This window comes from Dactylosporangium sp. NPDC050588, assembly GCF_040654975.1.
Lineage (GTDB): Bacteria > Actinomycetota > Actinomycetes > Mycobacteriales > Micromonosporaceae > Dactylosporangium > Dactylosporangium maewongense.
Genome location: NZ_JBFAJA010000123.1, coordinates 11,718 through 34,289, shown reverse-complemented (window position 1 = coordinate 34,289; position 22,572 = coordinate 11,718). Strand labels below are relative to the sequence as shown.

Sequence of the window (22,572 nt, the reverse complement as noted above, 5' to 3'; positions counted from 1 at the left end):
GGGAGGGTGGCCGGTGCCGGGAGGGTGGCGACGCCCTGTGCGGGGATGCCACGCCATCATGGGCCACTCGCACCCGGACATCGTCGCCACCGTGCGCCGCCAGGGCGACGTACTGCTCCGGCGGCCGCCCCCGCCAGCCCTCCGGGCGAGGAGACGGACCACCTTGCGCTCACCCCGCCGGCGGTGGATCCGTCGGTACGGTGGGAACGGTGACCACAGGAGGACCGGTGATCCTCGGGTTCGACGGCTCCGCGGCCGCACGGCAGGCGGTGCGCGACGCGGCGACCCTGCTCGGCCCGCAACCGGCGCTCGTCGTCACGGTGTGGGAGGCCGGGCGGCGCTTCGAACCCCTGACGCTGCCCGTGCCGGGCTTCGAGCTCCCGCCGGCCGCCCTGGACCTGCGCAGCGCCGCCGAGATGGACGAGGCCGCGTACGAGTCGGCGAAGCAGACCGCCCGGCAGGGCGCGCAGCTCGCCCGGGAGGCCGGCTTCAGCGCCGCCACCGCGCTCGCCGTCGCCGACGACCTGACCCCCGCCGACACCCTGCTGCGCGTGGCCCGCGAGCACGACAGCCCCGGCATCGTGGTCGGCGCGCACGGGCACCGCAAGCTCAGCGAGCTGCTGCTGGGCAGCACCTCCGACACCCTCGTGCACAAGTCCGACCGCCCGGTCGTCGTGGTCCGCGCCCGGGCCGGGGACCAATCCCACCCGCCGGAGACGGCCGGCGCGGGCTGACCCGGTCCGGACCACCCGGTGCGGGTGGGCGGGTGCCAGACTTGGCACATGGGTCTGTACACAGTGGCGGAGGCGCGGGCGGCGCTCGGCCGGCTCCGCCCGCTGCTCGACGAGCTCGTCGCCGTGCGGGCGGACGCGGCGGAGCTGGCGGCGGCGCTCGCCCCCGGCGGCGCCGCGACGGCGCTGGGTGGGCTGCCGGAATGGAAGGCCAGGTCCGCCAGGTTCGACGAGCTGGTCACCGAGGTGCAGCAGAGCGGGGCACACCTCAAGGGCGTGGCGCCGCTGCTGCTGGACTTCCCGGCCGAGCTCGACGGGGTGCCGGTGCTGCTGTGCTGGCTGGAGGGCGACCGCGACCTCGCCTGGTATCACCGCGCCGACCTCGGCTTCGCCGGCCGCCGCCGGCTCGACTGAGCCAGGCCTACCGGGCGGGGATCGCGCGGTCGGCGACGACCTCGTAGACCATGTCGGTGGTGATGGAGCCGACGCGGGCGAGCTCGGAGGTGATGCGGGCGAGGTCCGGCATGTCGGCGGCGACGATCTCGGCGACGTAGCACGCCTCGCCGGTCACGCGGACGCAGCGCACGATCTGCGGCTCGCGGTCCAGGACGGCGGCGACCTTGTCGTACAGGGCGCCGTGCACCTTCATGCGCACGACCGCGCGCAGCGGCAGGCCGCAGGCGACCGGGTCGACCCTGGCCGTGTAGCCGGTGATGACGCCCCGCTCCTCCAGGCCGCGCAACCGGGCCCGCGTCGCGGACACGCCAAGGTGGATCTCGGCCGCGAGGGCCGTCAGCGACGCGCGGGCGTCCCGCTGCACCGCCGCGAGCAGCTGCCGGTCCACCTCGTCGAGCCCGGGTGCGGTCATCGCGGCAGGCTACCGCAGATCCTGCGGCGAACCGCCCGCGATGCCGCACAAACGGCCTCCACCCGGTGGGTGGCGGGCCGTAGCGTCGAGGTGTGCCTGAAACCTCGTTCGTCTATGTCGACGTGTTCGCCTCGGCCCCCCTCACCGGCGCGCCGCTCACCCTCGTGACCGACGCCGACGGGCTCACCGAGACTCAGATGCGGGCGATCGCCCGCGAGTTCAACCAGTCGGAGACCACGTTCGTCCAGTCGCCCACGCGGCCGGGGGCGACGCGGCGGCTGCGGTCCTTCACGCCGACGGGGGAGGAGGTGTACGGCGCCGGCCACAACGCCCTCGGCGCCTGGCTGTGGCTCGCCGGCCCGGGCGGCCTGGACGGCGGTGGCGACTTCACGCAGGAGATCGGCGAGGACGTGCTGCCCGTCCACGTGCGGCACCACGACGACGGGCGGGTGGTGGTGACCATGGAACAGTCGCCGCCCGTCTTCGGCGCCGTCGTCAGCGACCGGGCCGGGCTGGCCGCCGCGCTCGGGCTGCGCGAGGAGGACCTCGTCGCCGACCGGCCGGCCCAGGTGGTCTCCACCGGCGCGGGGCACCTGCTCGTGCCGGTCCGCGACCGCGCCGCCGTGGACCGGGCCGCGCCCGACGACGCCCGGCTCACCGCGGCGCTCCGGCAGGTCGGGGGTGAGGGCTGCTACCTGTACACCGGCGACACCGTCGACAAGGACGCCACGGCCTACGCGAGATTCTTCAACCCGGCGATGGGCATCGCGGAGGACCCGGCGACCGGGACCGCCGCCGGCCCCCTCGCCGCCCTCCTGGCGGCCGGTGAGCCCGGCGGCCAGGGCGAGGTCACCGTCGTCGTCGAGCAGGGGCACTCGATGGGCCGGCCCAGCCGGATCACCGTGACCGTCGCCGGCCCGCGGGTGCGCGTGAGCGGCTCCGGCCTGGTCGTCGCGCGCGGCACCATGACCCTGCCGGAGGCGTCGTGACACCGGACGACGAGCGGTTCCTGCGTCGGGCGATCGCGATCGCCGTCGAGGCCCGCGCGGCGGGTGAGGCGCCCTTCGGGTCGCTGCTCGTCGCCGGCGGCCGGGTCCTCGCCGAGGAGCACAACACGGTCCTGTCCGACGACGACATCAGCGCCCACCCGGAGCTGAAGCTGGCCCGCTGGGCCGCCCGCCACCTGACCCCGGAGGACGCCGCCGCCATCACGATGTACACCAGCTGCCAGCCCTGCGGCATGTGCACCGGCGGCATCGACCGCTCCGGCCTCGGCCGCGTCGTGTACGCCCTGTCCGCCGGGCAGCTCGACGCGCTGAAGCCCGCCGGCGGCTTCCCGCGGGTCCCTCAGGAGGGGCCGGCCCTGCTCGATGCGGCCCGGGCGGCGGTCGAGGGCTACTACACCGCATGACCGGGGTGGCCTGGGAGCGGGTGTACGGCTGCGACGGCACCTCCGAGCACGTCCCCGCCCTGCTGGAGGCGTTGACGGCGGCCGAGCCGACGACCCGTGCCCGGGCCCGGAACGAGCTGTCCGCGCACCTGTACCACCAGGGCACCCGGTGGCAGGCCGGCGCCGTCGTCGTGCCGTTCCTGGTCGCGCTCGCCGACGACCCGGCGACCCCGGACCGGGCCGACCTCGTGCGGATGCTCAGAAAGGTGGCGATCGGCGACCACCGCGACGACGCCCTGCCGTTCGACGCGCGTGCCGTCTACCCGGCGGCGGACGCGGTCACCGACGAGCAGCTGCTGCGGCTCAACCTGTGGCTCACCGGCGACGAGGCCGGTGACGACGAGGCCGGCGACGCGGGAGCCGACCGCTGGGCCCGGGACGCGTACGACGCCCTCGCCGCCCACGCTGGGACCGTCACCGGCTGGGTGGGTGACGCGGACCCGGCGGTCGCGGAGCTGGCGGCCGGGCTCCTGGCGTGGTTCCCGCCCACCCCGCCGGCGGTGGCGGCGCTGCTGGCGACGGCGAGCGCCGCCGCCAACCTGACCCTCGCCCACCTGCCGGTCGACGACCCGGCCGTCGACGCGCACCTCCGGGAGCGGCTCGACCACCCGGACGAGCAGGTGGCGCTGACGGCGGCGATCGCGCTGGCGTACCGGCGCCGAGAGGCCACCCCGGAGCCCGCCCTAACGATGCTCGCCGTCGCCGCCGACCCGGACGGGGCGCTCCCACCCGACGTGCCCGGCTGGGACGACCGGGCACTGCGCGGCTTCGTGGCCCGCGCCCTCGCCCGCATCGGCTGGTGACCCTCCAGCCGTCAGCGGTTGGGCGGGTCGGGCAGCGGGTCGCCCTGGCGGACCAGGCCGCTCTGGTACGCGAGGACCACCAGCTGCGCCCGGTCCCGGACGTTCAGCTTCGTCATCGCCCGGTTGACGTGCGTCTTGGCGGTCAGCGGCGACACGAAGAGGCGCTCGGCGATGTCGTCGTTGGACAGGCCGTGCGCGACGAGGACGAGGACCTCGCGCTCCCGGTCGGTGAGCAGGTCCAGCGCCGGCAGCGCCCCGTCGGCGTCCGGCCGCAGGCTGGTCAGGAAGCGGCTCACCAGCCCGCGGGTCGCCCGCGGCGACAGCAGCTGCTCGCCGCCCGCCACCACCCGGATCGCGTGCAGCAGGTCGGCGGGGGCGACGCCCTTGCCGAGGAACCCGCTGGCGCCCGCCTGCAGCGCGAGGACCACGTTGTCGTCGGTCTCGAACGTGGTGAGCACGAGGATCCGCACGCCGGCCAGGTTGTCGTCGGCGCCGATGCGGCGGGTCGCCTCGAGGCCGTCCACGCGCGGCATGCGGATGTCCATGAGGACGACGTCGGCGCGGGCCGTGCGGGCCAGGTCCACGGCCTCCCGCCCGTCGGCCGCCTCGCCGACGACCTCGAATCCGGGCTCCGAGTCGATGATCATCTTGAAGCCGGCGCGGATCAGCGCCTGGTCATCCGCGAGCAGCACCCGGATCGTCACGCGTGCTCCGCCGGCAGGACCGCGTGGACCCGGAACACCGAGGCGCCGACCGGGCACGCGGTCACGCTCCCACCGGCGGCCGCGGCGCGCTCGCGCATGCCGAGCAGCCCGTAGCCGGCGCCCTTCTGCGCGGCCGCCCGCATCCGGTTGCTGACCTCGAGGACCACGTCGTCCGGGGTGTACTCGACGAGGAGCTGCGCCGAGCCGTCGCTGTAGCGGTGGGCGTTGGTCAGGGCCTCCTGCACGATGCGGTACGCCGCGAGGTCCACCATCGCGGGCAGCTCCCGCGCCTCCCCGACCTGCCGGAGCCGCACCGGGAACCCGGTCGTCTCCAGCGTGGCGAGCAGCTCTGGCAGCCGCGCGAGGCCGGGGGCGGGCTCGGTGGTCTCGCGCTCGTCGGCGCCGCGCAGCACCCCGACCACCGACTGGATCTCCTTCAGCACCGTGTCGGACGCCTCGCGGATGTGGTTCAGGACCGGGCCCACCTGGTCCGGCCGGCGCTGCAGGACGTGCGCGGCGGCGCCCGCCTGCACGCTGATGACCGCGATGTGGTGCGCGACGACGTCGTGCAGCTCCCGGGCGATCCGCAGCCGCTCGTCCATGACGCGGCGCCGCGCCTCGTCCTCGCGGGTCTGCTCCGCCCGGCGGGCGCGCTCCTCGACCTCGGCGACGTACGCGCGATGGGTGCGCGCCGCGTCGCCGACCGCGGCCGCCATGAAGATCCACGCGAAGATGCCGAGGGTCTCGCCCCGCCACCAGTCCTCGGCGGCGACGATGAGGCCCGTCAGGTACACGAACCCGGACGCGGCGAGCGCGCACACCCAGCCCTTGCGCCGGTCGGTGTGCGCCGCGATCGAGTACGTGATGACGCCGAGCGCCACGATCAGCCCCGGGTTGCTGACGCCCTGCAGGATCGCGCCGATGGTCGCGGACGTGGCGATGCCGAGCGCCGCCAGGGGCCGCAGCCGGCGGATGAGGACGGCGACGAACGCCACGCCCGCGACGATCACGTCGCCGTTGGTGGCCCGGTCGTCGGCGGCGGCGCGCAGCACGGCGAACGCCAGCACGAGGGCGAGCAGCATGTCCAGCAGCAGTGGCCTGCCCGCCGCGTATCGCCACACCCTGGTGAGCGCGGTCTCGCTGGCGTCCATGCTCTGCACCGTACGCGGCCTTTCGTGGCGGCGGCGTCGTCTGGCCGCAGTAGCCATCACCCGGGCGGCTACCACGCCCGTGGTAGCCGCGTGTCTGCGCCGGGACGACGCTTTCCGGCCCGCCGCCCGGGACCGTGGTCGGCATGGCAACCTACCTGTACCGGCTCGGGAAGCTGAGCTTCCACCGCCGGAAGCTCGTCCTCGTGCTCTGGCTGGCGCTGATCGCGGCCCTCGGCGCCGGCGCGGCGACCCTGTCGGGCCCGACGGCCGGCTCGTTCGAGATCCCGGGCACGCAGGCGCAGGAGGCGCAGGACCTGCTCGCGCAGCGCTTCCCGCAGGCCGGCGCGGGCGGCGCCCAGGCGCGGGTGGTGTTCGCCGCGCCGGCCGGCCAGAAGCTCACCGACCCCGGCAACGCCGCCGCCCTCGAGCGGACCGTCACCGCGCTGAAGGCCGGCGGGCGGGTCGCCACCGTCTCCGACCCGCTGCGGGGGACCGTCAACCAGGCCGGGACCGTCGCCTACACGCAGGTGACCTACACCGTGCAGCCGATCGGCCTGACGGACGCCGACCGGGCGGCGCTCGTGGACGCGACCCGCGCCGGCCGCGACGCGGGCCTGACCGTCGAGATCGGCGGCGACGCCCTGCAGGCGCCCGCGGAGCAGGGCATCGGCGAGGTGATCGGCCTGCTCATCGCCGCGCTCGTCCTGCTGGTCACCCTCGGGTCGCTGGTCGCGGCCGGCCTGCCGCTGCTGACCGCGCTGCTCGGCGTGGGCGCCGCGATGGCCGGCATCCAGATCGTGACCGGCTTCGTGGACCTCAGCAGCACCACGCCGACCCTCGCGCTGATGCTCGGCATCGCGGTCGCCATCGACTATGCGCTGTTCATCGTCTCGCGGTTCCGCCACGAGGTCGCGCTCGGCCGGTCGCCCGCCGAGGCGGCGGGGCGGGCCGTGGGCACCGCCGGGTCCGCGGTCACGTTCGCCGGGCTGACGGTCGTCATCGCCTTGGCCGCCCTCGCCGTCGTGAACATCCCGGTCCTGACCCAGATGGGGCTCGCCGCGTCCGGCGCGGTCATCGTCGCGGTGCTCATCGCCCTCACCCTGCTGCCGGCGCTGCTCGGCTTCGCGGGCGACCGGGTGGCCAAGGGCCGCGTAGCCGCCCGCAGGCACGGCAACGGCAACGGCACCATGGGCCGCCGCTGGGCGGCGCTCGTCACCCGGCGGCCGGTCCTGACGCTCGTCGCCGCGGTCCTCGGCCTCGGGATCGTCGCCATGCCCGTCCTCGACATGCGCCTCGGCCTGCCCGGCGACAACATGGCCGGCCCCGCCACGACCCAGCGCAAGGCCTACGACCTGCTCACCGAGGGCTTCGGCCCCGGCTTCAACGGCCCGCTGCTGGTCGTCGTCGACGCCGCCGCCAGCCCCGACCCGCAGGCCGCCGCGACCGCCGCCGCCGCGCGCATCGCGGAGCTGCCCGGCGTCGCCACCGTCAGCCCGCCGGCGCTCAACCCGGCCGGCGACACGGCGATCCTGCAGGTGATCCCCGCGACCGCGCCCGACGCGGCGCAGACCACCGACCTCGTGCACGCCATCCGGGCGCTGCCGCCGTCCGGCGGTGCCGCGCTCGCCGTCACCGGCACCACCGCCGTCAACATCGACATCTCGGCGAAGATGGGGTCGGCGCTCGGGCCGTACCTGGCGGTGATCGTGGTGCTCGCGTTCCTGCTGCTGACGCTGCTGTTCCGCTCGGTGCTCGTGCCGCTGAAGGCGATCGTCGGCTTCCTGCTGAGCGTCGCCGCCACGTTCGGCGCGGTCGTCGCCGTGTTCCAGTGGGGCTGGCTCGCCGACCTCATCGGCGTCGAGCAGACCGGCCCGATCGTCAGCCTGCTCCCCGTCATCCTCATCGGGATCGTGTTCGGCCTCGCCATGGACTACGAGGTGTTCCTCGTCAGCCGCATGCGGGAGGAGCACGTGCACGGCGCCGCACCCAAGGACGCCGTCGTCAACGGGTTCAGCCACGGCGCCCGGGTCGTCACCGCCGCCGCGATCATCATGATCAGCGTGTTCTCGGGCTTCATCCTGTCGCCCGAGGCCATGATCAAGTCGATCGGGTTCGCGCTCGCCGCGGCCATCCTCTTCGACGCGTTCGTGGTGCGGATGACCCTCGTCCCGGCGGTCATGACGCTCCTGGGCCGCCGCGCCTGGGCGCTGCCGCGCTGGCTCGACCGCCTCCTGCCCGACGTCGACGTCGAGGGCACCCGGCTGCACGGCGAGGAGCCGCCGGCGGTCGAGCCGGAGCTCGTCAGCGCTGGAACTGCCGCTCGATGAGGTCGAGCAGCGCCGCGTGGGTCCGCTGATCCGCGGCGGCGACGAGGCCGCCGGCCCCGGTGTGCAGCGGCTGCCCCCGCAGCCCGGTCACCACGCAGCCGGCGGCCTCGCACAGCGCGATCCCGGCCGCGAAGTGGACGCTGTCGCGCAGGTCGCCGTCGGTCACGTACGCCGCCCGCCGGCCCGCGGCGACCCACGCGACGGCGAGGGTGCTCGACACGACCCGCGGCCGGAACAGCTCGCCGAACCCCGGATCCGCGAGCAGCCGCGCCGGGTGGAAGGCGGGACCGTTCGGGAACGGCGGGTCGAGGTTCACGTCGACAAGAGCGGACCGCGGCGTCGGCACGAGGTCCGCCTCCACCCCGTCGCGGCGCACCCGGGCCACCCCGGCGGCCGCCGAGAACGTCTCCCGGGCGAACGGGTCCACGGACACGGCCACGGTGGTGCCCGCGGGCGTGCGCAGCGCCACGTTGACGGCCACGAGCATCGCGCCGGCCGCGTAGTTGAGCGTGCCGCACAGGGGGTCGACGAGCCACGTACGGTCGCCGCCGCCGATGCGGCCGGACTCCTCGCCGTGCACGGCGTCGCCGGGCCGGGCGGCCCGCAGCACCGCCAGGATCGCCCGCTCCGCCTCGATGTCGGCCTCGGTGGCGAAGTCGCCGCCGCCCTTCGCGAACCGGTCCTGGCGGGTCCCGAAGCGCGAACGGACCACCGCCGCGCCCGCTTCGGCGGCGGCGATGGCCAGTTCGAGATCGTCTGTCGTCACGCCCCGACGATAGCCGGGGACTTCTCCGTGATCGGCGTCCTCCCGCGACCGCGCAGGGCGATCCCGGCGGCGCACAGCACCGTCACCGCGAGAATGCCGGCGGCGAGCAGCGTCCTGCCGTCCGGGTCGAGCAGCGGCTGGCCGCGCAGCGCCTGCCAGGTGAGCAGGGCGATGAGGCCGCCGTACCCGAGCGCCGCCGCCCGCACGAGCCCCCGCGCGACCCGCTGCTCCCCGAGCACCGAGGACAGCCGGCCCCGCTGCTCGCCGGGCACCGACGACGGCCGGCGCCGGGCGGCCGCGGCGAGCAGGAGCGCCAGCAGCGGCAGCGCCTGCAGGGCGTGGATGCCCACGAAGTGCGCGACGCGCAGGTCGCCGCCGGTCGTCGACCAGCCGGTGACGGGCATCGCCGGGCCGCCGTCGGCGACGCCGACGCTGTGCGCGCCGATGATGCCGACCGTCTCGCCCCGGTCCAGGGCCGCGTCCTGCTCGGCGGTCGGCTGCGTCATGAGGAACGCGACCAGCATCCCGGCGAGCGACAGCGTGAAGCCGAGCCGGGCCGCGGACTTCAGCACCGGGTCGCCGCCGCGCTGGAAGGCGACGACGATCGCGACGACGAGGCTGGCCGTCCACAGCACCACGACCAGGTTGCCCATGAGCGACCACACGGTCTCGTCGAACGGGGTGGAGTTGTTGAAGTGGCTGGGCCGGCCCCGGACCCCTTGCAGCACGATCAGGGCCATCTCGACGGTGGCGGCGACGGCGACGACCGTCCCGGCCCACCAGCCGGTGCGCCGGCCGCGCCGGGCGGCCCGGAGCAGCCACGCCAGGGTCACCGCGTACACACCCATGGAAACGGCGAACTTGAACGGCTTGAGCCAGGTGGGGCTGCCGACGACCAGCCGGTCGTCGACGAAGATCCCGACGAGGGACACGAGGGCGAGGACACCCATCGCCGCCGCGAACCACAGCAGCGGACGGTGCCATCGGACGGGCTGCGGACCGGTCATGGTGGACTCCACGAAGAGGGCTGATGATGCGTCCACGGTCCCAATCCGGGGGTGCCCCGCACATGCCCGCCGACCCCCTCATTCCGCGTCCCGCCTCCCTCAGGCGCCGTGGTGGGGCTGTCCCTACCAAGGTCAGGTGAGCCGGCCCGCGACGAACGCGAACGCGGCCGGGACGACGGTGCTCCAGTACCCGAAGTTGTGCCTGCCGCCGGTGTACGAGCCGGCGACGGGCGCCTCCGGCAGCTGCCGGTGCAGCGCACGGACGTCGGGGTGGAGCGGGTCGTCGCGGCCGCACCAGAGGCCGACGGGTGTCCCGCGCAGCCGGTCGCGGCCGGCGAAGACGGCGTCCCCGGGCGCGACGGCCGGCGAGAACGCGGCGACCGCGCGCACGAACCCGGGAAACGCCTCGGCGAGCAGCAGCGCCCCCGCCCCGCCCATCGACCAGCCCCACACCGCGATCCGCGTCGTGTCGAACCCCCGCTCGGCGCACCACCGCGGCACCTCGTCGTGCACCATCCGCTGCGGGTCGTCGGCCCCCGAAGGCCGCCAGCCGAGGCGGTCACCGGTCGCGCCAGCCAGCACGAACGGCGGCGCGCCCCCTGCGACGGCCGCGGTCAGGAACCGGCCGAGGCCCATGGCCGGGAAGTCCCGGACCGTCTTCGACCCGCCGTGCAGGACCAGGCACACGGGCAGCCCATGCCCGTCGCCGTGCCCGGCGGGCACGCACGTGTAGACGTCGACGCTCCTGCCCCGCGCGGCCGACACCCGCCGCTCCAGCCGCTCGTCGCCGACGGGCGCGTCCGGCACGACCGGCTTGTCCCCGCCGCCCGCTCCGAGCAGCCGCCCCAGGTCACCGAACCCGACGCGGGCCGCGGACGGCAGCCCGCCACCCGACCGGACGTCGACGAACCGCGCCCCACCGGCCGCCACCGCCGCGGCGACGCCGATCCCGGCCACCCCGGCGAGCACAACCCGTCGCCGCATCCGGCCCTCCGTCACTGTCGCCCTGGTGGGTTCAACGACGGACGGGCCGATCAGTGGTAGAAGCCGACGATGCCCTTCTGCTCGGCGGCGGCGCCGGCGGTCCAGGCGGCGACCGCGCGCACCTCGTCCGTCGTGCCGGACCGCAGCGGCGGGCGGGCGCGGAGCCGCCGGAGACGGGCATGACTCCGGCGACTCCGCTGCACACAGCTTGACAGCAATCGTGGAATGCTGGGGGCGTGCCGATCATCGGGTTCCTGCACACGGCCGACGTCCACGTCGCGACGTTCCGCACGCTCCTCGCCGGCGCCGCACCCGACGCGCGGGGCCTGCACGTCGTGGACGCGGCGCTGCTGGAGGACGCGCGGGCCGGTGCCGACGTGGGGGAGCGGGTCGCGGCGCGCCTGCGGGGCCTCGCGGCGGACGGCGCGGACGTCATCGTCTGCACCTGCTCCACGATCGGCGGCCTCGCCGAGACCGTCGACGCCGGCGTGCCGGTGCTGCGGGTCGACCGGCCGATGGCCGAGGCGGCGGTCGCCGGGGGAGGCCGGGTCGCGGTCGTCGCCGCGCTCGCCTCGACCCTCGCGCCCACGACCGCCCTGCTGCGCGAGTGCGCGGCGCTGGCCGGTGTGACCGTCGAGATCGTCGAGGCGCCGTGCCTGGACGCGTGGGCGCTGTTCGAGTCGGGGGACCTCGACGGGTACGTCCGGCGGGTCGCCGGGCACGTCCGGGCCGTCGCCGCGACCGCCGACGTGGTCGTCCTCGCCCAGGCGAGCATGGCGCCGGCCGCCGACCTCGTGCCCGACCTGCCGGTGCTCAGCAGCCCCGGGACCGCCGTCGCCCGCGTTGTCGCCGTCACCCCGACCTGACCTGCGGGGAAGATCCGCCGGGCGTATACCGTGGACGGGTGACGGCAGAGCAACCCGCCCGGCGGGCACCACAGGCACACACGGGCCGGGTGGTCCGCACCGAGCGGCTCACCCCGAACATGCACCGCGTCGTGCTCGGTGGCGAGGGTCTCGACAGGTTCGACGCCGGGCAGTACACCGACCACTACGTGAAGCTGATGTTCCCGCCCGCCGGCGTCGTCTACCCGAGCCCGTTCGACCTCGCCGCGATCCGCGAGCAGCTGCCCCGCGAGCAGTGGCCCGTCACCCGCACGTACACGGTGCGCGACTGGGACCCGGTGACGCGCCAGCTGACCCTGGACTTCGTCATCCACGGCGACACCGGTCTCGCCGCCCAGTGGGCGGTCGCCGCCCACCCCGGCGACGAGGTGTCCTTCGGCGGCCCCGGCGGCAAGTACGCGCCCGACCCGGCCGCCGGCTGGCACCTCCTCGCCGGCGACGAGAGCGCCCTGCCGGCCATCGCCGTGGCCCTGGAGCGCCTTGCTCCGGACGCCGTCGTGGAGGCGTTCGTCGAGGTCGCCGACGCCCGCGAGGAGCAGAAGATCCCCGGCGTCACCTGGCTGCGCCGCGGCGACCGGCCCGTCGGCGCGGCGCTCGTCGAGGCCGTCACGGCCGCCGAGTGGCGCGGCGACGACGTCCACGCGTTCGTCCACGGCGAGGCCGGCTTCGTCAAGGAGCTGCGCCGCTACCTGCGCCTCGACCGCCGGGTGCCCATGGAGCGGCTGTCGATCTCCGGGTACTGGCGCCTCGGCCACGACGAGGACGGCTGGCAGGCCTCCAAGCGCGACTGGAACACCCAGGTCGAGGCGGAGCAGGAACGCGACCGGCGGCAGTGACCCTGCTGCTGAAGCTGCTGCTCGCCCCGCTCCTCGTCGTCGCCTCGTCCCTCGCCGGCCGCCGCTGGGGCGCCCCGTCGCCGGCACCCTGGTCGCGCTGCCGATCGTCGCCGGCCCGATCCTGCTCGTCACCTGCCTCGAGCAGGGCCCCCGGTTCGGCGCCCGGGCCGCGTCGTCGTCTCTGCTCGGCCTGGTGTCCCTCGCGGCGTTCACGGTCGTCTTCGCCTGGTGCTCGCGGCGGACCGGCTGGGTCGGCTCCCTCGCGGTCGCATGGCTCGCGACCCTCGCCCTGGACCTCGCCCTCGCCCGCCTGACCGTTCCTCCGTTCGCGGGTTTCGCCCTTGTACTGGCGGCGGCGTGGCTCGCCCTCCGCGTCTTCCCCGTGGCCCCGCCCTCGTCCTCGCGGCAGCCGCCCTCGTGGCCCTGGTGGGACCTGCCCGGCCGGGCCCTGGCGACCGCGGCCCTGGTCGTCGCCGTGACCACCGCCGCGGACAGCGTCGGCCCGTCGCTCACCGGCGTCTTCGCCCCGTTCCCGATCGCCACCAGCGTCGTCGCCGCCTTCGTCCTGGCCCGGCAGGGCACCGGCGGCGCGGTCGAGACCCTGCGCGGCGTCCCGCGCGGGCTGCTCGGCTTCGCCGTCTTCTGCCTGCTCGTCGCCGTCCTCGTGGAGCACCTCGGCACCCCGGTCACGTTCGGCGTCGCGCTCGCCGCGACGCTGGCGGTGCAGCTCGCCTGGCGCTGGGCCCTGGCGCGCCGCGCCGAGCCCGCCCTGGCGTCGGGCTGACGTGCTCTCCGCCCGCGCCCAGCGGTTCCTGGCCGAGCACGCCACCCGGCACCCGCCGATGCCGGAGGCCGCGATCCGGGCCGCCGCGGGCGACCTGCCCGGGGACGCCGTCGAGGCGCTCGTGCGGTTCGAGGCGAGCTACGGCGGCGTGTGGTATCCGGTCATCGGCGGCAACCCGATGGAGCACGGCCTCGACGGCGAGGTGGCCGTTTACGACACGCCGCTGGGCCCCGCGTTCACCGGCATCGTGGACGGCGACTGGACCTGGGGCGTCGACGTGCTCCTCGACGGCCGCACCGCGCTGGACCTGGGGAGCTGGCCGTTCCGCGTCATCGACCGCTCCGTCGAGCAGCGCATCGAGAAGCACGCGCTGCTGGTCGAGGTCCGGGGATGGCCGCACCGCACGTACACCTGCCGGACGCCGCCACTCGTCGCACCGGTCGCGGACGAGCGGCTGCTGCCGCCCGCGGTGCCCGAGGCGAGCGGCTCGGCCGACCTGTGGTGGCGCGACGACGACACCGCCGTCCAGGCGACCCTGCACGCCTGGGGCGGCGGGCAGGACCTGTGGACGGTCCGGCACTTCGGCCGGGTGCTGCACCTGGCGTACCACGCGGACCCCGTCGTCTACGCGGCGATGGGCCACGAGACGGTCCCCGCCACCTGGTGCATCCTTGCTCCGAACCTGTCGCCCCGGAACGGATGTGCCCGCCGTCGCCGGCCTCGCCTCGAACGTCCGGCGGCGGGTTCAGGGGGCGCGGAGGCGGGTGACGAAGCCGATCCGGTCGCCGCGGTAGAGCGAGCGCACCCGCTCGATCGGCACGCCGGCGGCGTCGTAGGAGACCCGCTGCATGAGCAGCATCGGCAGGGCGGGGTTCGCGGCGATGAGCAGGGCGTCCCGCGGGGTGGCGAGGACGGTCTCGATGCGTTCGGTGGCTTCGGCGTACGAGATGCCGTAGCGCGTCCGCATGTGCCGGTAGAGCGATCCGGTGGCGTCGAAACCGTCCATCAGACCGGGGAAGCGGCCGACGGGGAGGTAGGTGCTCTCCAGGCCGAGCGACTCGTCGTCGGCCAGCAGCACCCGCTCCAGGTGCAGCACCTCGTCGTCGGGCGCGATGCGCAGGTCCTCGGCGAGCGCGGCGCCCGCGGGGATCCGCTCGGCGGTGACGACCCGCCGGCCCGGCCGGTGCCCCGTCTCGCGCAGCGCCTCGGTGTACGACACCAGCTCCAGCGGCTGGATCAGCTTGGGGGCGGCGACGAACGTGCCACGGCCCCGGTAGGCGCGCAGGCGGCCCTCCAGGGTCAGCTCCGAGATCGCCTGGCGCAGCGTGGACCGGGCCACCCCGTAAGCGGCGGCGAGGTCGCGCTCGGCGGGCAGGAGCGCCCCTTCGCCCAGCTCGGCGAGGAGGTTGAGCAGCCGGCGCTTGACGGCGTAGTACTTCGGGACGCGGCCGTGCTCGGGGACGCCGCCCTGGACAGCGCTGATCGTCACCCGCCGACCCTACCCGCCGCGGGCGGGGCCCTCGCGGCCGTCGTGAGGGCCCCGCGGGCAGGGGTCGAGTAGTTCCCTCGTAGGTGAACGGAGTGCCTAGGAGTGTGTGTAAGTTGGCGTTAGTGTCGCTGGTGTGAATCTTACGGAGTGGGCGAAAGCGTAGGGCGTGCATCCGCATACGGCGTATCGCTGGTTCCGTGAGGGCACGCTGCCGGTGCCGGCCGCGCGGGTCGGTCCGCGCACGATCCTGGTCAATGTGGATGCGGCTGCTGCCGTCCGCGAGTCGTCGGTTTCGGTCGGCCTGTACGCCCGGGTGTCGTCGCACGATCAGAAGGAGCACCGCGATCGGCTGGGCCGGGTGAACACTGAGCTGGTCGAGGCGGCCCTGACCGCCGCGGGCCGGCGTCTGGTGGTGCTGGACGCCGACGAGGTCGACGACGTGGTCCGGGATGTGGTCGAGGTGCTCACCGCCTTCTGCGCCCGGCTGTACGGGCGGCGTTCGGCCCGGAGCCGGGTGCTGAAGGCGTTGGAAGCGGCGGCCGGCGGTGGCTGAGAAGAAGCCGTTGCGCAGTATCGCTGCTGCGTTCGTGGCGCCGGGACCGTCTGGTGTGGCGGTCCGTGACCGGCTCCGCGTGTCCGTCACCGACGCGGACGTGCTGCGCATGGTCGGTGTCCACTTGGGTTCGTTGGCGGGCCGTGATCTGGCGGCGCGCTGCCGCGACGGCGTGGGGCATGACAAGGACAGCTGGGCGGTCCGTAAACGTGACCTGACTGCGGTGTCCTCGTCGCGGTGGGCTGGGTCCATCACCAAGTCCACTCACGACCAGTGGGCGCTGGCCCGCCGTGGCCTGGCCGCGTACCTGCAGAACCTGGACGCTGGGGTGGCCATGGTGCGCCGGAGGCTGGCCCTGCCGATCGGGGAGAAGGGTAGCCGCGGCGAGCCGGGCGGGTACCGGTCCCGGCAGGAGTGGCACGCCAAGTCCCGCCGTCTTGCCGTGCTGGAGCACCGCCGCCAGGCGGCCGGCGCGGACTGGCAGGCCGGCCGGGTACGGGTAGTACGCGGCGGCAAGAGGCTTGCCAACACCCGGCACCACCTCGACACAGCGCAGCTCACCGCGCAGCAGTGGCGCGAGCGGTGGAACGCGGCCCGCATGTTCCTGTCCGCCGACGGGGAGGCCGGTAAGCGGTACGGCAACGAAACCATCCGTGTCACACCCGACGGGCAGGTGTCGCTGAAGCTGCCGGCGCCGCTGGCACATCTGGCGAACTCGCCACACGGCCGGTACACGCTGACGTGCGTCGTGGCGTTCCCGCACCGTGGCGACGAATGGTCCGACCGGATCGAAACCAACGCCGCCGTCGCGTACACCATCCACCACGACCCGGACCGGGACCGCTGGTACGTCACCGCCGCCTGGCAGCGCAAAGACCCTGTCACGGTGCCGCTGGACGCCGCGCTGGCGTCCGGCTGCATCGGCGTGGACACCAACGACGATCACCTGGCGGCGTGGCGGCTCGACCCGCACGGCAACCCGGTCGGCGAACCACGCCGCTTCTGCTACAACCTGTCCGGAGACGCCGAGCACCGTGACGCCCAGATCCGGCACGCCCTCACCAGGCTGTTGCACTGGACCCGACGGACCGGCGTCGACGCTGTCGCGGTCGAAGACCTCGACTTCTCCGACAGCAAGACCCGCGAGAAGCACGGCCGCAAGAAGCGGTTCCGGAACGTGATTTCCCGCTTCCCCACCGCCCGGCTCCGCGCCCGCCTGATCTCGATGGCCGCCGAAGCCGGCATCACCGTGGTCGCGGTCGACCCGGCGTACACCTCCCGGTGGGGCGCCGAGCACTGGCGCAAACCGATGACCACACCTACCCGCAACACCACACGTCACGACGCCGCGAGCATCGTGATCGGACGACGCGCCCAGGGGTATCCCGCCCGGCGTCGGACGTCACCGCCCCCACACCACCAGAGCGATGGCGCGGGGCATCGGAACGTCCAGGCCGGGCAGGACACCACCGGACGTGAGGAACCCCGCCGCCACGACACCGGACCACACCATCAAGGCGTGTCACCGGACGCGGACCGAAAGCGGGCGACCAGCGCACCCAACACCGTTCGGGATGCGCGCACCGGCCAGGACTCACTCCTGCTCAGTGTCTAGGAACGGTTACGCGATGCGCAGGTCGTCGATCGCCCAGTACCAGTTGTTGTTGGCGTCGTAGTAGCGGAACTTGACGACCATCCGGGTCGCCCCGGCCGGGACCGTCACGGGCAGCGACTCGACCTTCGCCCGCGCGTCGGCGCTGTAGCGCTTGACGAGCACGTCGGCACCGCCGTTGAACGACACGAGGACGTCGGCCTTCTGGGCGCCCTCCTGCCGGTAGTGCGTCACGTAGTTGAGCCGGACCGTGCTGCCGGCGGTCACGGTGTAGGACGGGGACAGCAGCGTCGAGTCGAAGCTGGTGCCGCCGGCCTTGTCGTTGAACTCGTCGGAGTCGGCGACGGCGAAGACCCCGCGGGTGCGCAGCGCGTTCTCCCGCTCCTGGCCGCTCTGCGCCCGGCTCCAGAACTCGTCGGTGGTGAAGCTCCAGCCGCGCCACTCGGTGACCCCGCCGGACGGCATGCGGCTGCGGTCGACGGACCAGCCGGCGGGCGCGGTCGGCGTCCAGCCCTTGAGCGCCGCCGGGATGCCGGTCTCGTCGACCCGCGTCTGCAGCGACGGCGCCAGGGTGTCGAACGCGTCGCCTGCCCGGACGGAGACGGGCTTGCCGTCCAGGGCGGCGCTCACGCCGAAGTGGCCGAGCGCGGTGGAGGCGACGTCGGCGAGGCGGGTGTCGACCGGCCGCGCGCCGGCCGCGACGCCGGTGCCCTTGGCGAGGACAAACGTGCGACGCTCGTCGATGCCGCAGCCGCCGTGGCCGCCGCCGGGGTTCGCGTGGCCGTGGTCGGTGGTGACGACGACTAGCCAGTCCTCGCCGCTGTACGTGGGGCGCGCCGCGATCGCCGCGAGCAGCTGGCCGAGCTGCTGGTCCTGCTTCTCGATCGCGGTCCGGTACGCGGTGCCGGTGCCGCTGGCGTGCGCGACGACGTCGGTGTTGCCCAGGTAGACGAAGGACGCGTCGGGGTTCTCGTTGCGCAGCCGGTTGACCGCGTCGGAGGTGATCTTCGCGTCGGCGCTGACGTAGCCCTCGGCGTCGCCGTCGAACGTGACGCGGGTGTCGATCGCGGTGCCGAACGTGCCCTGCGTGTGCAGCACCGCCCAGTCGACCGCCGAGTAGGTGCGGTAGGCCGGGTCGGCGCGCTCCAGGCGGGTGAGGAAGTCGGGGTAGGTCCCGTACTGCTTGCCGGCGAACGTGTTGTCCTTCACGCCGTGCTTGTCGGGGAACACGCCGGTCGCGATCGTCGACCAGCCGGGCCCGCTGGAGGAGGCCGCGACGCCCGGGCAGTACACGAGGCTCTCGCCGAGGGTGCCGCCGGCGGCGAGGGCGTCGAGGTTGGGCGCGTTCGCGGCCACCACGGCCGCCCAGTTGAGCCCGTCCATGCCGACCACCAGCAGCTTCTTGACGGGCGCGGCCGCGTGCGCGGGCGTTGCGGTGGTGACGAGTGCGGCGCCGGTGAGCGCCAGGCCGGTGGCGAGGGCGCCGGCCACGATCGATCGTTGCATCGAAAACCTCCGAGTCGGGTCGCGTCGCAACGCATCGAAATCAATCAGGATGAACGGTGTCCCCCTGGCAGGCGGGCTCCCGGATAACAGGTCCGGACCAATTCGCGTTTTCGGCAGGTGTACGAACTCCCGCCACGCCGGCTGCTTCGCCGGATGCGACGGGATGCGGCTTCGCGGGCCGCGGCGGGGCCGTCGCGGTCGCGGGATTCGGTCCGGCCGGGGTCGCGTTCGCGGCGTGCGGCTTGTCGGGGGTCGTGTTCGCGGCGTGCGGCTTGTCGGGGGTCGCGGTCGTGGCGTGCGGCTTCGCGGGGCGCAGCAGGGCCATCGCGGTCGCGGCGGCGGTGAGGTACAGCAGGGCCTGGCCGTTCAGCAGCGCCACGACGCCGAGCCGGTCGGCGAGCAGGCCCGCGGCGAGCATGCCGGCGCCGCTGCTGCCCTCGAAGACCGCGCCGAACACCCCGAACACCTTGCCCCGGGCGCCGTCGGCGGTCTCCTGCTGCAACAGGCTCACCAGCCCGGTGATCATGACGACGCCGGGCGCGCCGACCAGGATGAACAGCGCGACGTACACCGGAAGGGCCGTCGTCACGAGCGGCCCGTTCCACACCGCCAGCGACAGCAGGCCGAAGGCGCCGGCTCCGGCGGCGATCAGGGTGCCGGGCGCCGGCGCGCGGCGGGCCACGGCGAGCAGCAGGCCCAGCGCGATCGCGCCGATCGCCTGGACCCCGCGCAGCAGGCCGGTCTCGGCCGCGCCGCCGCCCAGCTCGCGGGCGACCCACACGACGAACAGCACGACGAAGACGCCCTGCGCGGTGCCGCAGAGCGCGGCGACCCCCAGCGCGGACCAGACCCGGCGCCCGCCGAGGCTGCCGCCACCCGAGGTCTGCGGATCCGCGGCCTCGCGGGCCCCGCCGGCGACGCCCGCGATCAGCAGGCCGGCCGCGAGGAACGTGACCAGGTCCACCGCCACGATCACGGGCAGCCCGCTGACCGCCAGGAGCAGGCCGCCCAGCGGGCCGCCCACCAGCCGGCCCGCGTTCTGGCCGAAGCCGAGCAGGGCGTTGGCCGGCACCAGCTCCGCGGCGGGGATCAGGGTCGGCAGCAGCGCGTTCCTGGCCGGGCCGAACACCGCGAGCGCGGCCGCCTCGACGGCGATCACCGCGTAGAGGATCGGCAGGTCGCCCCGGTCGTGGACGAACAGGAGCGGCAGCAGCGCGGCCGCCTGGACCGTCACGACCGTGACCAGCAGCCGGCGGCGGTCCCACCGGTCGGCGAGGTGCCCGGCGACGGGGCCGAGCAGGACCGCGGGCGCCAGCTCGATCAGGAACGCGAACGACGTCTGCAGGGATGAGCCGGTCAGCTGGTACACGAGAATCGGCAGCGCGACCAGCAGCAGCCAGTCGCCCGAGTCGGAGATCAGGCCGGCGAGCCAGAGCCGCCGGAAGTCACGGTGTCGCAGCGGCCGCATCGGGCCCCTCCTCGTCGTCGCGCATGAGCGGAAAGCCGTGGAAGCCCAGGTGGGCCAGCTGGGCGCCGTCCGGGGCGTCGTCGCGGGTCGCGGCGATGTACGGGCGGATCAGCGCGTCGATCTGATCGCCGAGGACCCGCAGCTCGTCCGGGGTGACCTTCAGCGTGTAGAGCCCGTAGTGGTCGGCGTCCCGCCACCGGGCCGGGGCGTTGTCGCGGCGGGTCAGCCAGTCGCGCACGAGGCGCTGGTCGCGCTGGACGCTGAGGGCGGCGATGGTGGCCGCCTGCCGGCTCTCCGGGGAGTCCGGGTCGGCGTCGGGCTGCACGGAGAAGCCGGTGACCAGGGCCCGCCAGGGTCGCTCGCGCCCGTCCCGCTCGCTCGTGTCGTCCGGCGCGACGAGGCCCGCCTTGGCGAGGGCGCGCAGGTGGTAGCTGCAGTTGGACGGGGTGTCGCCGACCGCCCGCGCGCACTGCGACGCCGTCGCCGGGCCGGTGGCGATGAGGTGGCTCAGCAGCTCGTAGCGCACCGGGTGGGCCAGGGTCCGCAGCTCCTCCGGCTCGCTGAGTGTCCGCCGCGCTTCTCTGCCCACCGTGTCCTCCGATTCCCTCGACTCTGAAAGTGACTTTCAGAGTGCCACAGTTCGATGCGATGTGAAAGAGTCTTTCAGACCTCAGATCCAGCCGGTCTCGGTCGCGATGCGGATCGCGTCGACGCGGTTGCGGGCGTGCAGCTTCGTCGCGGCGGACGTCAGGTGGTTGCGGACCGTGCCGACCGACAGCACGAGCGCCGCGGCGATCTCGGTGGCGGAGGCGCCCTGCGCGGCGAGCCGCAGGATCTCGATCTCCCGGCCGGTCAGCGGGTTGCCGGGCGTCTCCCAGGCGACCACGGCGAGCTGCGGGTCGATGACCCGGTGCCCGGCGGCGAGCCGGCGGACGGCCTCGGCGAGCCGCTCCGGCGGGCTGTCCTTGAGCAGGAACCCGCCGATCTGCGCGTCCAGCGCCCGGCGCAGGTCGCCGGGGCGGGCCACCCCCGTCATCAGCAGGCAGCGGCAGCCCGGCAGGCTGGTGCGCAGCTCGATCGCGGCGCTGAGGCCGTCGCGGCCGGGCAGGTTGAGGTCGAGCACGGCGACGTCCGGCCGGGTCCGCAGCGCCTCGGGCACGATCGCGGCGCCGTCGGAGGCTCGAGCCGCGTCCTTTTTCCGCCGGCGTAGATCAGGACGGTAGCTGTCCGCATCTTTGGGCAGACTTGCGTTGCAGCGGGCGGGAGACGCCCGAAGCCGATGACCGAGGAGTGCGCGTGATGGGCAACGAGATCACCCCGTTCAGGATCCACGTCGACGAGGCGGAGCTGGACGACCTGCGCCGCCGGCTCGCCGGGGTCCGCTGGCCGGCGCAGGTGCCGGGGGTGGGCTGGGAGCGGGGCGTGCCGGTCGAGCACCTGCGGGAGCTCGTGGACCAGTGGACGAAGTTCGACTGGCGCGCGGTCGAGGAGCAGATCAACCGGCACCCGCAGTACACCACCCGCATCGACGACCAGGACATCCACTTCCTGCACGTCAGGTCCCCTCACGACGGCGCGCTGCCGGTGCTGCTGGCGCACGGCTGGCCCGGTTCGTTCGCCGAGTTCCTCCAGGTCATCGAGCCGCTGACCAACCCCGCCGACCCGGCCGACGCGTTTCACCTGGTGATCCCGTCGCACCCCAACTTCGGCTTCACCGGGCCGGCCGGCGCCGGCTGGGACGCCCGGCGGATCGCCACCGCATACGCGGAGCTGATGGCCCGGCTCGGCTACGACCGCTACGGCGCGCAGGGCGGCGACTTCGGCGCGTTCATCGCCCCCGACCTCGGCCGCGTCGCCCCCGAGCACGTCGTCGGCGTGCACGTCAACGCCGCGACGGCCGGCTTCATCCCGTTCGGCGGCCTGCCCGAGGGCACCGTGCTCACCGACGCCGAGCAGGCGCGCCTCGACCGGATGCAGCGCTTCCTCGACTCCGGGAACGGCTACTTCCAGATCCAGGCCAGCAAGCCGCACACGCTCGGCTTCGGCCTCGCCGACTCACCCGTCGGGCAGCTCGCCTGGATCGGCGAGAAGTTCCACGACTGGGCCCACCCGGCCGGCTCGATCGACGCCGAGCACGTGCTGACCCACGCGACCCTCTACTGGCTCACCAACACCGGTGCGTCGTCGGCGCAGATGTACTACGAGTCGATGCACACCCACAACTGGCCGACCCCTTCCACGGTGCCGACCGGCGTGGCGAACTTCGCCGAGGACATCGCGATCCGCCAGTTCGCGTCGCAGCTGAACAACATCACCCACTGGGCCGAGTACGACCGCGGCGGCCACTTCGCGGCCCTCGAGGTGCCCGATCTGTTCGTCGACGAGGTCCGCACCTTCTTCCGCACCGTGCGCTGACCTAGCTGCTGCTGCCCTGGTCGCTGCTGACCCGGCTGCTGTCGACCTGGCTGCTGTTGACCCGGCTGCTGTTGACCCGGCTGCTGTCGACCTGGCTGCTGTTGACCCGGCCGCGGTTGACCCGGCCGCTGTCGACCCGGGCTGCTGCTGACCCGCCGCCTCTGACCTGGCCGCTGTTGCCCCGGTCCCGCCGTCCGAATTGCCGCCATCGCA

24 protein-coding genes are annotated in these 22,572 nt (G+C 74.5%); 12 read left to right on the top strand and 12 right to left on the bottom strand.

The genetic code is table 11. The annotated features are described in order from the left end of the window. Positions 1-209 precede the first annotated feature (209 nt). Positions 210-734, top strand: coding sequence for a universal stress protein (locus AB0I21_RS51995; protein ID WP_360572593.1), 525 nt, complete (start codon positions 210-212; stop codon positions 732-734). A 48-nt stretch (positions 735-782) separates the two neighbouring features. Further along, positions 783-1,145: a DUF2203 domain-containing protein gene (locus tag AB0I21_RS51990; protein WP_360572591.1), complete on the top strand. Its 363-nt coding sequence runs from the start codon at positions 783-785 to the stop codon at positions 1,143-1,145. A gap of 7 nt (positions 1,146-1,152) precedes the next feature. Here the strand turns inward: AB0I21_RS51990 and AB0I21_RS51985 are convergent, their stop codons facing one another. Continuing rightward, a complete protein-coding gene (locus AB0I21_RS51985; RefSeq protein ID WP_360572589.1) occupies positions 1,153-1,599 on the bottom strand; it encodes an Lrp/AsnC family transcriptional regulator in 447 nt (148 codons plus the stop codon). A gap of 92 nt (positions 1,600-1,691) precedes the next feature. Here AB0I21_RS51985 and AB0I21_RS51980 point away from each other — a divergent pair, with 92 nt between their 5' ends. Genes AB0I21_RS51980 through AB0I21_RS51970 form a run of 3 tightly spaced genes read left to right on the top strand, consistent with a single transcriptional unit; the run spans position 1,692 to position 3,852 of the window. After that, complete coding sequence (locus AB0I21_RS51980) at positions 1,692-2,588, top strand: PhzF family phenazine biosynthesis protein (RefSeq protein WP_360572587.1); 897 nt, start codon at positions 1,692-1,694, stop codon at positions 2,586-2,588. After that, positions 2,585-3,010 carry a nucleoside deaminase gene (locus AB0I21_RS51975; RefSeq protein WP_360572585.1) on the top strand — a complete coding sequence of 142 codons (426 nt, stop codon included), beginning with the start codon at positions 2,585-2,587 and terminating at the stop codon, positions 3,008-3,010. The genes AB0I21_RS51980 and AB0I21_RS51975 overlap by 4 nt, the downstream gene beginning before the upstream one ends. Then, a complete protein-coding gene (locus AB0I21_RS51970) occupies positions 3,007-3,852 on the top strand; it encodes a hypothetical protein (protein ID WP_360572583.1) in 846 nt (281 codons plus the stop codon). Before AB0I21_RS51975 ends, AB0I21_RS51970 begins: the two co-directional genes overlap by 4 nt. 11 nt (positions 3,853-3,863) lie before the next feature. Here the strand turns inward: AB0I21_RS51970 and AB0I21_RS51965 are convergent, their stop codons facing one another. Both AB0I21_RS51965 and AB0I21_RS51960 read right to left on the bottom strand, forming a co-directional pair. Continuing rightward, a complete protein-coding gene (locus tag AB0I21_RS51965; RefSeq protein ID WP_360572581.1) occupies positions 3,864-4,556 on the bottom strand; it encodes a response regulator transcription factor in 693 nt (230 codons plus the stop codon). Continuing rightward, the gene (locus tag AB0I21_RS51960; RefSeq protein WP_360572579.1) at positions 4,553-5,707 is read right to left on the bottom strand and encodes a histidine kinase; all 1,155 of its coding nucleotides are present in this window, start codon (positions 5,705-5,707) and stop codon (positions 4,553-4,555) included. Before AB0I21_RS51960 ends, AB0I21_RS51965 begins: the two co-directional genes overlap by 4 nt. A 143-nt stretch (positions 5,708-5,850) precedes the next feature. Between AB0I21_RS51960 and AB0I21_RS51955 the strand changes: the two genes are divergently transcribed. Beyond that, complete coding sequence (locus AB0I21_RS51955) at positions 5,851-8,034, top strand: MMPL family transporter (RefSeq protein WP_360572577.1); 2,184 nt, start codon at positions 5,851-5,853, stop codon at positions 8,032-8,034. Here AB0I21_RS51955 and AB0I21_RS51950 read toward each other — a convergent pair. The 4 genes from AB0I21_RS51950 to AB0I21_RS51935 form a co-directional block, all read right to left on the bottom strand. Then, complete coding sequence (locus AB0I21_RS51950) at positions 8,009-8,800, bottom strand: inositol monophosphatase family protein (protein ID WP_360572576.1); 792 nt, start codon at positions 8,798-8,800, stop codon at positions 8,009-8,011. The two genes, AB0I21_RS51955 and AB0I21_RS51950, sit on opposite strands and share 26 nt — an antisense overlap. Next, a complete protein-coding gene (locus AB0I21_RS51945; RefSeq protein WP_360572574.1) occupies positions 8,797-9,807 on the bottom strand; it encodes a hypothetical protein in 1,011 nt (336 codons plus the stop codon). Before AB0I21_RS51945 ends, AB0I21_RS51950 begins: the two co-directional genes overlap by 4 nt. A 132-nt stretch (positions 9,808-9,939) precedes the next feature. Beyond that, the gene (locus AB0I21_RS51940; protein ID WP_360572572.1) at positions 9,940-10,791 is read right to left on the bottom strand and encodes an alpha/beta hydrolase-fold protein; all 852 of its coding nucleotides are present in this window, start codon (positions 10,789-10,791) and stop codon (positions 9,940-9,942) included. Between the two features lie 50 nt (positions 10,792-10,841). Beyond that, positions 10,842-10,994, bottom strand: coding sequence for a hypothetical protein (locus AB0I21_RS51935; RefSeq protein WP_360572570.1), 153 nt, complete (start codon positions 10,992-10,994; stop codon positions 10,842-10,844). Positions 10,995-11,027: 33 nt separating this feature from the next. Between AB0I21_RS51935 and AB0I21_RS51930 the strand changes: the two genes are divergently transcribed. The 3 genes from AB0I21_RS51930 to AB0I21_RS51920 all read left to right on the top strand — a co-directional run bounded on the left by AB0I21_RS51930 (position 11,028) and on the right by AB0I21_RS51920 (position 13,316). Continuing rightward, positions 11,028-11,657, top strand: coding sequence for an aspartate/glutamate racemase family protein (locus tag AB0I21_RS51930; RefSeq protein WP_360572568.1), 630 nt, complete (start codon positions 11,028-11,030; stop codon positions 11,655-11,657). Positions 11,658-11,695: 38 nt separating this feature from the next. Next, positions 11,696-12,532 (top strand): siderophore-interacting protein, encoded by an 837-nt coding sequence (locus AB0I21_RS51925; protein WP_360572566.1) that lies wholly within the window; start codon positions 11,696-11,698, stop codon positions 12,530-12,532. A gap of 193 nt (positions 12,533-12,725) precedes the next feature. Next, complete coding sequence (locus tag AB0I21_RS51920; protein ID WP_360572564.1) at positions 12,726-13,316, top strand: hypothetical protein; 591 nt, start codon at positions 12,726-12,728, stop codon at positions 13,314-13,316. Between the two features lie 745 nt (positions 13,317-14,061). Here the strand turns inward: AB0I21_RS51920 and AB0I21_RS51915 are convergent. Next, positions 14,062-14,805, bottom strand: a complete 744-nt coding sequence (locus AB0I21_RS51915) for a GntR family transcriptional regulator (RefSeq protein WP_360572563.1) — start codon at positions 14,803-14,805, stop codon at positions 14,062-14,064. Positions 14,806-14,971: 166 nt separating this feature from the next. Between AB0I21_RS51915 and AB0I21_RS51910 the strand changes: the two genes are divergently transcribed. After that, a complete protein-coding gene (locus tag AB0I21_RS51910) occupies positions 14,972-15,358 on the top strand; it encodes a hypothetical protein (protein WP_360572561.1) in 387 nt (128 codons plus the stop codon). A gap of 223 nt (positions 15,359-15,581) precedes the next feature. Further along, entirely contained in the window at positions 15,582-16,973 is a 1,392-nt protein-coding gene (locus AB0I21_RS51905) for an IS200/IS605 family accessory protein TnpB-related protein (RefSeq protein WP_360572559.1), read from the top strand. Between the two features lie 6 nt (positions 16,974-16,979). Here the strand turns inward: AB0I21_RS51905 and AB0I21_RS51900 are convergent, their stop codons facing one another. From AB0I21_RS51900 to AB0I21_RS51885, 4 genes are all read right to left on the bottom strand, one after another. Then, positions 16,980-18,476, bottom strand: coding sequence for an alkaline phosphatase family protein (locus AB0I21_RS51900; RefSeq protein WP_360572557.1), 1,497 nt, complete (start codon positions 18,474-18,476; stop codon positions 16,980-16,982). 40 nt (positions 18,477-18,516) lie between these two features. Next, on the bottom strand, positions 18,517-19,944 hold the full coding sequence (locus AB0I21_RS51895; protein ID WP_360572555.1) for an MFS transporter: 1,428 nt from the start codon (positions 19,942-19,944) through the stop codon (positions 18,517-18,519). Next, positions 19,922-20,533, bottom strand: a complete 612-nt coding sequence (locus tag AB0I21_RS51890) for a winged helix-turn-helix domain-containing protein (RefSeq protein WP_360572553.1) — start codon at positions 20,531-20,533, stop codon at positions 19,922-19,924. The genes AB0I21_RS51895 and AB0I21_RS51890 overlap by 23 nt, the downstream gene beginning before the upstream one ends. 81 nt (positions 20,534-20,614) lie before the next feature. Then, on the bottom strand, positions 20,615-21,187 hold the full coding sequence (locus tag AB0I21_RS51885; RefSeq protein ID WP_360572599.1) for a response regulator transcription factor: 573 nt from the start codon (positions 21,185-21,187) through the stop codon (positions 20,615-20,617). A gap of 56 nt (positions 21,188-21,243) precedes the next feature. Here AB0I21_RS51885 and AB0I21_RS51880 point away from each other — a divergent pair, with 56 nt between their 5' ends. After that, on the top strand, positions 21,244-22,359 hold the full coding sequence (locus tag AB0I21_RS51880) for an epoxide hydrolase family protein (RefSeq protein ID WP_360572597.1): 1,116 nt from the start codon (positions 21,244-21,246) through the stop codon (positions 22,357-22,359). Positions 22,360-22,572: the final 213 nt, after the last annotated feature.

What these genes read in the sequence shown, in the direction of transcription:
- AB0I21_RS51990 (WP_360572591.1), top strand. Translation starts at nt 783, where the DNA reads ATGGGTCTGTACACAGTGGCGGAGGCGCGGGCGGCGCTCGGCCGGCTC.
- AB0I21_RS51985 (WP_360572589.1), bottom strand. Translation starts at nt 1,599, where the DNA reads ATGACCGCACCCGGGCTCGACGAGGTGGACCGGCAGCTGCTCGCGGCG.
- AB0I21_RS51970 (WP_360572583.1), top strand. Translation starts at nt 3,007, where the DNA reads ATGACCGGGGTGGCCTGGGAGCGGGTGTACGGCTGCGACGGCACCTCC.
- AB0I21_RS51960 (WP_360572579.1), bottom strand. Translation starts at nt 5,707, where the DNA reads ATGGACGCCAGCGAGACCGCGCTCACCAGGGTGTGGCGATACGCGGCG.
- AB0I21_RS51955 (WP_360572577.1), top strand. Translation starts at nt 5,851, where the DNA reads ATGGCAACCTACCTGTACCGGCTCGGGAAGCTGAGCTTCCACCGCCGG.
- AB0I21_RS51945 (WP_360572574.1), bottom strand. Translation starts at nt 9,807, where the DNA reads ATGACCGGTCCGCAGCCCGTCCGATGGCACCGTCCGCTGCTGTGGTTC.
- AB0I21_RS51940 (WP_360572572.1), bottom strand. Translation starts at nt 10,791, where the DNA reads ATGCGGCGACGGGTTGTGCTCGCCGGGGTGGCCGGGATCGGCGTCGCC.
- AB0I21_RS51900 (WP_360572557.1), bottom strand. Translation starts at nt 18,476, where the DNA reads ATGCAACGATCGATCGTGGCCGGCGCCCTCGCCACCGGCCTGGCGCTC.
- AB0I21_RS51895 (WP_360572555.1), bottom strand. Translation starts at nt 19,944, where the DNA reads ATGCGGCCGCTGCGACACCGTGACTTCCGGCGGCTCTGGCTCGCCGGC.
- AB0I21_RS51880 (WP_360572597.1), top strand. Translation starts at nt 21,244, where the DNA reads ATGGGCAACGAGATCACCCCGTTCAGGATCCACGTCGACGAGGCGGAG.